This window comes from Candidatus Omnitrophota bacterium (assembly GCA_028712255.1).
GTDB lineage: Bacteria > Omnitrophota > Gorgyraeia > Gygaellales > Profunditerraquicolaceae > UBA6249.
The window spans coordinates 33,626-43,156 of sequence record JAQTQJ010000014.1 but is presented as its reverse complement, the minus strand read 5'-3'; the positions used below and the strand labels follow the sequence as shown (position 1 = coordinate 43,156).

The window sequence follows — 9,531 nt, the reverse complement described above, 5'->3', positions numbered from 1 at the left end:
CGCAGTAGCAGATATTATTGCTGGCAGGCAAAAGAAGCTTTATTTGGGTAACCTGGAGGCAAAGCGCGATTGGGGTTTTGCTCCGGAGTATGCTGAAGGTATGTGGAAAATCCTGCAGCAGAAAAAAGCGGATGATTTTGTTTTAGGCACTGGCCAAACGCATTCAGTAAGAGAATTTGTGCGGGCGGCATTTTCCTACGCGGGAATAAATTGGAAAAAATATGTATTAATTGATAAGAGGTATTTTCGTCCTACGGAAGTAAAAATACTTAGAGCAAATCCCGCTAAGGCCAAAAAGATCCTGGGGTGGAAACCAAGGGCCACTTTTGATGATTTAGTAAAGATTATGGTGGATGCTGATATGCGGTTTGCCGGCCTTGAGCCCATTGGTGTCGGCGATAGGATCTTGAAAGAAAAGTTCCCGCATAGATGGTGGAGAGCGGATTAAGATGATTAAAGTAAAGAATAAGCGTATCCTGGTCACTGGCGGGGACGGTTTTCTTGGTTGTTATGTTGTGGATAAGTTGAAGAAACGCGGCTGCCGGAAGGTTTTTGTCCCTAAGCTCAAAGATTACGATTTGGTACAGATGGATTCAGTAAGGAAGGTTTACCGGGATGCCCGGCCGGATGTGGTTATCCACTTAGCGGCGGTTGTAGGCGGCATCGGCGCAAATAAGCAGAATCCCGGGAAATTCTTTTATGATAATTTAATGATGGGAGTCCAAATGATGGAAATGGGGAGGCAGCGGAAGATTGAGAAATTTGTGGCAATCGGGACTATTTGCTGTTATCCCAAATTTACCCCGCTTCCGTTTAAGGAAAAGAACCTTTGGGATGGATACCCCGAAGAAACCAACGCGCCCTACGGCCTAGCCAAAAAAATGCTTTTGGTGCAATCCCAGGCGTATCGCCAACAATACGGATTCAATTCAATATTCCTGCTCCCGGTAAATTTATACGGCCCCGGAGATAATTTTAACCCGGGATCTTCACACGTTATTCCCGCTTTGATCAAAAAATGCGTTGACGCAATCAGGCAGAGGAAAAACTCTGTCACTGTCTGGGGCACAGGTAAACCCACACGCGAATTTTTATATGTAGAAGACGCCGCAGAAGGGATAATTCTGGCTACTGAAAAGTATAATAAATCCGACCCTGTGAATTTAGGCGCGGGTTTTGAGATGTCAATTAGAGATCTAGCCGAATTAATCGCCAAGTTTACTAATTTTAAGGGAAAAATTGTTTGGAATAAAACAAAACCTGACGGCCAGCCCAGAAGGAGCCTGAATATCAACAGAGCAAAACGGGAATTCGGTTTTAAGGCACGGGTTTCGTTTGAAGAAGGATTAAAGAATACGATTTCCTGTTATGAAAAAAAGAAGGTAAATAATTGATGGAATTTGCAGATATTGCTATTAGCGGTTCGCCATTTAAAACCTGTAATTTTTGAAAGGCAGGAGAAGATGATCAAGGTAAGCATAATAATAACGAGCTACAATTATTCTAGGTATCTTAACCGCTCATTGCGAAGCGCTTTTGTTCAAAATTATCCACATGAGAAATATGAAATAATTGTAGTAGATGATTGGAGCACGGATTGGTCTAGGGAAATAATAGAGTCTTACGGGACACTAATTAAAAAAATATATTTAAGAAAAAATTCAGGTTTAGCCGTAGCCAGGAATGCCGGGATTAAGAAAGCTAGGGGGAAGTATATAATTTTTTTAGATGCGGATGATTATCTAAACAGAGAAGCTATTTTTATTATGACGGAGTTTTTGGATTTTAACCGTCAATATGCGGCTGTTGCCTGCGATTATTATTTAATTGATGACAAGGAAAGAATCATTGGAAGAAATTCATGCAAAAAATTGCCGATTGCCTGCGGAATAATGTTTAGAAGGAATAAGCTGATCAAGGTAGGAATGTACGATGAAAAATTCAGGATGCATGAAGAAAAGGACCTACAGATCAGATTTTGCAAGGATTGTAAAATTTCCCACATAAGCTTTCCGCTTTATAGATACAGGCAGCATCCGTATAGCCTGTCTTGTGACAGGGCCAATAGCAGCAAACATATGAAAAAATTAAAAGATAAGCATAGGGCATAGGGAGTATTACAATGCATACTACTATTATTGCGGAGATAGGGCAGAATCATAATGGCGATATGGGCTTGGCTAAACGAATGATTTCTGTAACTAAAGAATGCGGAGCGGATGTGGCTAAGTTCCAGCTTTACGATGTTGATTTGATATTTAACAAGGATTTTGAGTGGTATAAAGAAGCAAAACAAGCACAACTTGATCATCAACAGGTTATAGAACTGAAGCAAGAATGCGACAGGGTTGGCATTGAGTTTTTAGCTTCGATTTTTGACACCACAAGGCTTAACTGGATTTTAGAACTGGGGATAGAAAAAATTAAAATCGCCAGCAGGTCAATTTATAATAAAGGCCTTATGGCTGCCGCAGCGCGAAGCGGCAAAGATATGATAATTTCACTCGGTATGTATAAAGGCAAAAAATTCCCCAAAATAGATACTAAAGGAAAAGTTGATTTTCTATATTGTATAGCAAAATACCCCACGCCTCTTAAGGACTTAAAATTTTCAAAGGTAGATTTTTTAAAATACGCGGGGTTCAGTGATCATACTATCGGCATAGAAGCCAGTATGGTTGCCATGGCAAGAGGAGCCCGGATTATCGAAAAACATTTTACTCTCGATAAAAATATGCACGGTCCGGACCATCGCTGCAGCATGGATCCTGATGAATTAAAGAAAATAGCGTATTTTTCAAAATTAGCAGAAGAGATAATCTCCGCGAAAGGATAACTATGGGCCGGGGGCCAACCGCAGAATATCATAAAGAGATGATGGACGGCTATGTTAAAGGGACACTGACTTGTCTGACAGCTGATTATATAAAGAAACATGTGAATAATGATTTCCCGCTTGTGCTTAACATAGAACCTACCAATAATTGTAATCTTAGTTGTTATTACTGTCCCAGAAGCAAGGATATCAGAAAAGTCGGCTACATGGATTTTAAACTTTTTAAAAAGTTAGCCGAAGAGTGTAAAGAATATAAAAAGCTAAAGATGATAAATTTTCACAAAGATGGTGAGCCGCTTCTTCATCCAAAAATATACGATATGATTAAATATGCAGATGAGAGCGGCATCGCAGAAACGCTTCATATGAATACAAATGGCCTTTTACTGGACCAGAAACATTGGGGGGTTTTTTTAAATTCAGGCATTGATGATGTTACGATAAGTATAGATGCTGCCAGGGCGGGTACCTTTAAAAAATTGAAGGGAGCCGATCTTCTGGCTAAGATCGAGTCAAATATACGGGGTTTATTAAGCTATAAGAAGGAAAAAGGATTGAGTAGGCCTTTTATAAGGGTGAAGATAATGGAGTTTGCCGATGTTACAAGCAGCGAAATAAACGAATTTATGGATAAGTGGCAGGGTTTAGCCGATAACGTCCAGGTCACCGGTATCCATCATTGGAGCGGTGCTATTAAAGAGGTGAAAGTCACAGATGAGGTAAAACCACAAAGATATCCGTGTGTTTTGTTATGGTATATGCTCGCCGTTAATTGGAGCGGAAAGGTTTCTGCTTGTAACGTTGATTGGGATCTTTCAGCCGTTGTCGGGGATGTTTCTAAGAGTACGCTGCATGATATATGGAATGGTGCTGAGATTAAGAGATTAAGGCGCGCCGAAGTTTCCGGTGAAGAAAAGCCTGCCAAAGTCTGTAAAGAATGTATAGTCTGGGCAGGCGGAGCCGACCTCACACAGTGGTTTACTCAAAGGAAGGAATCTTATACTTCATGATTCTGGGTATTATTCAGGCAAGAATGTTATCAACCCGGTTGCCCGGTAAGGCCTTAATGGAAGTAGGCGGAAAGCCGCTTTTATTCCATGTCGTAGATAGGGCGCGACATAGCAAGCTTACTGATAAGATTGTAGTAGCCACAACAAAAAGAAAAGAAGATGATGCGATAGCCGGGTATTGTGAATCAATCGGTATTGATGTTTTCCGGGGAAATGAATTAGACGTTCTGGATAGGTTTTATAAATGTGCTAAATTATTCTCCGCAGATATTATTGTCCGCATAACGGCGGATGACCCATTTAAAGAGCCCGCAGTAATTGATAAGGCTGTAGGAATACTTATTTCTAATAAAAACCTCGATTACGTCAGTAATTTTATTAAACCGACGTATCCCGAAGGCGTTGACATAGAAGCATTCACTTTTTCTGCTTTGGAGAAGGCATGGAAAGAAGCGAAAGGTTCGGCGGATAGGGAGCATGTAACTCCATATATATGGAACCACCCAAATTTGTTCTCGATTCTGAATTTTGAATGCGAGGAAGACCTTTCAGGTCTTAGGTGGACGCTTGATACGGAGAAAGATTTAGAGTTTGCGCGTGAAGTATATTCGCGATTATATACCCCGGGTCGTATTTTTTTAATCGTAGACATACTACGCCTTCTTGAAAGAGAACCTCAACTTAAACAGATAAATGAAGGGATCGAAAGAAATCTCGGGTACAAAAAATCCGTATCGGAGGAGAAAATTAATGAAGAGAATAGGTAGTTTAGAACGTAAATATGTCCTGAAAGTCTTGGATAATCAGTTCAGGTCCTCTTCAGGCAACCAAATGACCAAGCTCCTTGAGGAAGCTTTTGCTAAAAAAATCGGGATGAAGCACGCAATCGCTTTCGTCAACGGAACGGCAACATTACATGCAGCCCTTGTGGCGGCAGGTATTGGTCCGGGTGATGAAGTTATCGTTCCGCCCTTAACTATGGCGAGCACTGCTTTTGGCGTTATTCATGCTAACGCGATCCCCGTCTTCGCCGATATCGACCCGGACACTTTTACTATCTCCCCCGAAAACATCAGGAAGAAGATTACCGAAAGGACGAAAGCTATTATACCGGTTGCGCTTTATGGATTATCTCCGGATATGGATGAGATAATGAAAATTGCAGCGGAACATAATTTGACTGTTGTTGAAGATGATGCACAATGTTTGCTTGGGTATTACAAAGCCAGGATTGTGGGGAGCTTAGGCCACCTTTCAAGCTTTAGCTTCCAAAGTTCAAAACATATTACCAGCGGGGAAGGTGGAATGGTTGTTACAAACAGCGAAAAATTGGCAGATAAGGTAAGGAGATTTAATAGCTTGGGTTACGCTGGTGTCAGTGCGACTAAAGGGAAGATCACGAGGGACGATATACAGGATCCGCTTTACGATAGGCATATGGAAGTAGGATTTAATTACCGGCTCTCGGAGCTTTGTTCAGCTGTTGTCTTAGCGCAGGTTGAACGCCTTGAAGATATGGTCGAAAAACGCATTGAGTCAGCTTATTTTTATTCCGAAGCTGTTAAGGATTGCGCTTGGCTCAAGCCGCAGAAAGTCCCCGCAGGTTACAAACATTCATACTGGACGTATGTCTTAAAGCTCAGTGAGGATGCCGGCGTGAACTGGTATGATTTTCGCAAGAAATATATTGAATTGGGCGGCGATGGTATATATTCTGCCTGGAAGTTAACTTACCTTGAGCCTGTTTTCCAGAAAAAAGTATTTTACCAAAAAGGTTGTCCGCTTACCTGTCCATATTACAAAGGTAAGGTTCAAGAATACCAATCAGGCCTTTGTCCGAATGCCGAGGCAGTACAGCCTAAACTATTTCAGTTTAAAACTAATTACCTAGATAAGGGTGTAGCGCGACGCAAGGCTCAAGCATTAGCCAAGACCATTGCCTATTTTAAATAGTTTAGTATGTCTTTGAATTAAATCAATTGGTACAAGGTACCTGTAAATATGGATAAGGTATGCTTAGTGTAAGGCAGCAATTAGCAAAAGAATGGTTCGATTGCGGTATTAAAGAAGGGGATATTGTATTAATTCACAGTGATACCAAAAGGACCCTTAGGCGGTATCTGCTTAAATCGCAGGTTATATCGCCACAGATTATTCTTGAATCTTTTTTGGATACCGTAGGCTCCGGCGGTACTTTGTTATTGCCGCTTTTTAATTTCAATTTTGCTAATGGTATTACTTTTGATATCCGGAATACCGTATCTCAAATGGGGGCATTGACAGAAGCCGGGAGGAGGCATCTGGCAGCGGTTAGGACCGGTCATCCAATTTATTCTTTTGCGGCAATTGGTAAAGATTCCGATAGGTTCAAGAATGTAAATAACTTTAGTGGTTACGGTAAAGACTCCCCCTTTGCTATTCTCCATGAGTTGGGAGGCAAAATAGCAGTTTTAGATTTATCCGAGCAGCTCAGTATGACTTTTTATCATTATATTGAAGAAATGCGCAATGTCTCTTACCGCTATCATAAAACATTCTCGGGAGGGTATATAGACATTGATGGCCTGAAGGAATTCAGAACTTACGGCCTGTTTGTCAGGGATCTTAAGAAAGGCGTACTCACCCATGTTAACCCAATGGGCGAATTATTATGGCAACAGGGTTTGTATACTGGTTGTCGACCGAATCAAGGCCCGGGCTTAAGGGTAGTTTCGGCAAACTCAGTTTATGATTTTGTTTCTAAGGCTATTGACTCGAATAAGGCCAGGGGCCTGCTTTATATCCTAGAAGGGGAAGCTTCAGAATGATAAGTTTAGGCCAGGAAATGCATGCTTTATGCGTTAAGTTGTTCCCTATCTGCAGGAGCATTACAGGCAATGGCGTGCGCCTGACTTTAGCTATAATCCAAAAGCATCTTCCTGGGATTAAAATATTTGAGGTTCCTAGCGGGAAGAAATGCTTTGATTGGATTGTCCCTAAGGAATGGAATATCCGGGATGCCTATCTTATTGATCCTGATGGCAATAAGATCCTGGATTTTCAGAAATCCAACCTTTGCGTCTCGGGTTATTCTATGCCGGTCAATAAAAAGATATCTTTGGCGGAATTAAATGATCACCTCTATTCCCTTCCAACTCAGCCGACCGCAGTTCCCTATGTGACTTCCTATTATGAAGAGAGATGGGGTTTTTGTATATCTCAAGAGCAAAGATTACTACTTAAGCCCGGGATATACCAGGCATATATTGATTCAGATTTAAAAAAAGGTAATCTTACCTACGGAGAGTTGATTCTGCCGGGACGCAGCAAAAAAGAAGTCCTCCTTTCTACGTATATTTGCCATCCTTCTCTGGCTAATGATAACTTATCCGGTTTTGTCGTTACCACGTTTCTGGCAAAGTGGCTAATGAGTTTAAGCCAGCGGGAATATACATACAGGATTATTTTCATTCCCGAGACAATCGGATCGATTGTGTACCTCAGCCGTAACATGAAAATCATGAAGAGGAATGTTATTGCCGGCTTTAATATTACTTGCGTAGGGGATGATAATTCATATTCTTATCTACCATCCAGGAAAGGGAATACTAAGGCAGACCGGATCGCTTTGCATGTTCTCAAGCATATGCATCGTGATTACATTTCGTATAGCTACCTGGATAGGGGTTCTGATGAAAGGCAATATTGTAGCCCGAGTATTGATCTGCCTGTTTGTTCTCTGATGCGGACAAAATACGGTGAGTATCCACAGTACCATACTTCTTTGGATAATCTTGAGTTGGTAACTCCCGTAGGTTTATCAGGCGGCTACGGATCGCTTAAGAAATGCCTGGAGTGCCTGGAAAATGATGACATCTTTAGAACAACGGTTTTATGCGAGCCTCAATTAGGCAGGAGACGGTTGTATGCGACCTTAAGCAGGAAAGGCAGCGAAAAACAGGTAAACGCCATGATGGATTTGTTAGCCTATACAGACGGAAAGAAATCCCTCTTAGAGGTGGCTGAAGAAATCAATCTGCCTATTTGGGAACTTTCCCCTATCATTAAGAAATTAAAAGAGTATAGACTTGTTGAGGAAGTCAAGAAATGAGCGAAGCAAAAATCGTGCTTTGTAATATAGCGCTGAGAGCCACTCCTGATCCCTTTCCTCCGGTAGCCTGCACAAGCTTATTCAATATCTTAAAGAAAGCCGGATATAGCCCCTTGTTTTATGATATTGACGCTCAAAGACCGGATAGAGCAAAAATATGGCAGTTCTTTAAGGATGGTCAGTTCAATATTGTAGGTATAAGCGCGGTTGTCTCAACCGGGTATAAATACTCTAAAGAACTGGTTAAGATAATCAAGGCTGTTTCTCCGCATACTAAAATCATCCTCGGAGGGAATTTGGCGGCAGCCTACGAAGTGATCCTGAAGAAATGCAAAGTTGACATTTGCGCAATGGGAGAAGGTGAAAAGGTTATTCTACAACTCGTTAAACACTGGGAAAAGTATAAAGATTTCTTGCCTAATGCCGACCTCTATCAAATAAAAGGTATTGCTTTTTTAGGGCCTGACAATAAATGTAAGGTCACTGAGCCTGAAATCCTGTTGGATGCCGAAGAGATAGAACAGCCGGATTATGGGGTCATCAGACAGTTTTCCCTTATCGGGAAATACATAATAGATCCTATGTCCCGGTGTGATTTTATATATGACAGTCGTTCTTATGAAGCTAAGAGGTCAGGGAAGAAGATGGCCACAATTTTTACGGAGAAAGGATGTATAAACAGGTGCACATTTTGCCATCGCTGGATAAAAGGATACCGAGTCATGCCGGTCCAAAAAGTGATCAACACTATTAAGGAGCTAATGGAAAAATATAACGTCGGCTTCTTTTGTATTAGCGACGAATGCTTTGGGGAAAACAAAGAATGGTTAGAGGAATATATAAGATTGCTAAAACCTTTAGATGTATTATTCCAAATCGGAGGAGCAAGGGTATCGATTATCAAGAAAGACCCATCAATAATCCATCGTCTCAAGAACGCGGGGCTTACGGCGATATATTTTGGAATGGAAAGCGGAAGCGATAGGATCCTGAAAATGATGGATAAAAATACAACTCGCAAGGAAAATTTAGAAGCAGCTAGGATTTGCGCTGAAGCCGGTGTTTATACGGTAATTCAGCTGGTTCTTGGTATGCCCGGAGAGAATGACCAGACAATAGAAGAGACTATTGATTTTATAAAAGAGGCTACCGGCGATTTGCCGTATATGCCCGATTTAAGTATTAATTATCTTCAGGCTCTCCCGGGGACTCCTGCGTATGAGTTTCTGCTCCGGGAAGGTTTTCTGGTGAGTACCTTAGAGGGCCAGGAGGATTATCTTCTGAAGGTTGCAGATACAAATGCCACAGAATTCAGCCAGTATATTAATGTTTCGCAGGAGCCCTTAGCAAAAGTGAAGCTCTGGAAGGAAAAAATCAATTTACAATGTCGGATTAACTGGCTGAAGAACCACAATTGGAAACTTCCGAAAAAGCAAAAAGGAGTTGAAATCAAGGCCAACTTGAAAGTTTTTCCAGCTTTTAATATAAGAGGATTCCTTAAAAATAAAGCTTTTTCCTACAGGTTTATATATCTAATGGGAGATTTCTTCTGGAGAATTCTACTTTTTAAAAATAAACTGGAATTTATCCGTTAA

10 protein-coding genes are annotated in these 9,531 nt (G+C 41.2%); all 10 read left to right on the top strand.

Annotated elements, in window-relative coordinates; translation table 11 throughout:
* On the top strand, positions 1-448 hold a 448-nt coding region (locus PHC29_06965), incomplete at its 5' end, for a GDP-mannose 4,6-dehydratase (GenBank protein MDD5109226.1).
* A 1-nt stretch (position 449) separates the two neighbouring features.
* The gene (locus PHC29_06960; GenBank protein MDD5109225.1) at positions 450-1,394 is read left to right on the top strand and encodes a GDP-L-fucose synthase; all 945 of its coding nucleotides are present in this window, start codon (positions 450-452) and stop codon (positions 1,392-1,394) included.
* Positions 1,395-1,400: 6 nt separating this feature from the next.
* A complete protein-coding gene (locus tag PHC29_06955; GenBank protein ID MDD5109224.1) occupies positions 1,401-2,111 on the top strand; it encodes a glycosyltransferase family A protein in 711 nt (236 codons plus the stop codon).
* Positions 2,112-2,122: 11 nt separating this feature from the next.
* The gene (locus PHC29_06950; protein ID MDD5109223.1) at positions 2,123-2,836 is read left to right on the top strand and encodes an N-acetylneuraminate synthase family protein; all 714 of its coding nucleotides are present in this window, start codon (positions 2,123-2,125) and stop codon (positions 2,834-2,836) included.
* Positions 2,837-2,838: 2 nt separating this feature from the next.
* Entirely contained in the window at positions 2,839-3,846 is a 1,008-nt protein-coding gene (locus PHC29_06945; GenBank protein ID MDD5109222.1) for an SPASM domain-containing protein, read from the top strand.
* Positions 3,843-4,613 carry a glycosyltransferase family protein gene (locus PHC29_06940; GenBank protein ID MDD5109221.1) on the top strand — a complete coding sequence of 257 codons (771 nt, stop codon included), beginning with the start codon at positions 3,843-3,845 and terminating at the stop codon, positions 4,611-4,613. Before PHC29_06945 ends, PHC29_06940 begins: the two co-directional genes overlap by 4 nt.
* Entirely contained in the window at positions 4,597-5,799 is a 1,203-nt protein-coding gene (locus tag PHC29_06935) for a DegT/DnrJ/EryC1/StrS family aminotransferase (GenBank protein MDD5109220.1), read from the top strand. The genes PHC29_06940 and PHC29_06935 overlap by 17 nt, the downstream gene beginning before the upstream one ends.
* A 59-nt stretch (positions 5,800-5,858) precedes the next feature.
* Positions 5,859-6,653, top strand: coding sequence for an AAC(3) family N-acetyltransferase (locus PHC29_06930; protein MDD5109219.1), 795 nt, complete (start codon positions 5,859-5,861; stop codon positions 6,651-6,653).
* Positions 6,650-7,936: a DUF4910 domain-containing protein gene (locus PHC29_06925; protein MDD5109218.1), complete on the top strand. Its 1,287-nt coding sequence runs from the start codon at positions 6,650-6,652 to the stop codon at positions 7,934-7,936. Before PHC29_06930 ends, PHC29_06925 begins: the two co-directional genes overlap by 4 nt.
* Positions 7,933-9,531, top strand: a complete 1,599-nt coding sequence (locus PHC29_06920) for a radical SAM protein (GenBank protein ID MDD5109217.1) — start codon at positions 7,933-7,935, stop codon at positions 9,529-9,531. The genes PHC29_06925 and PHC29_06920 overlap by 4 nt, the downstream gene beginning before the upstream one ends.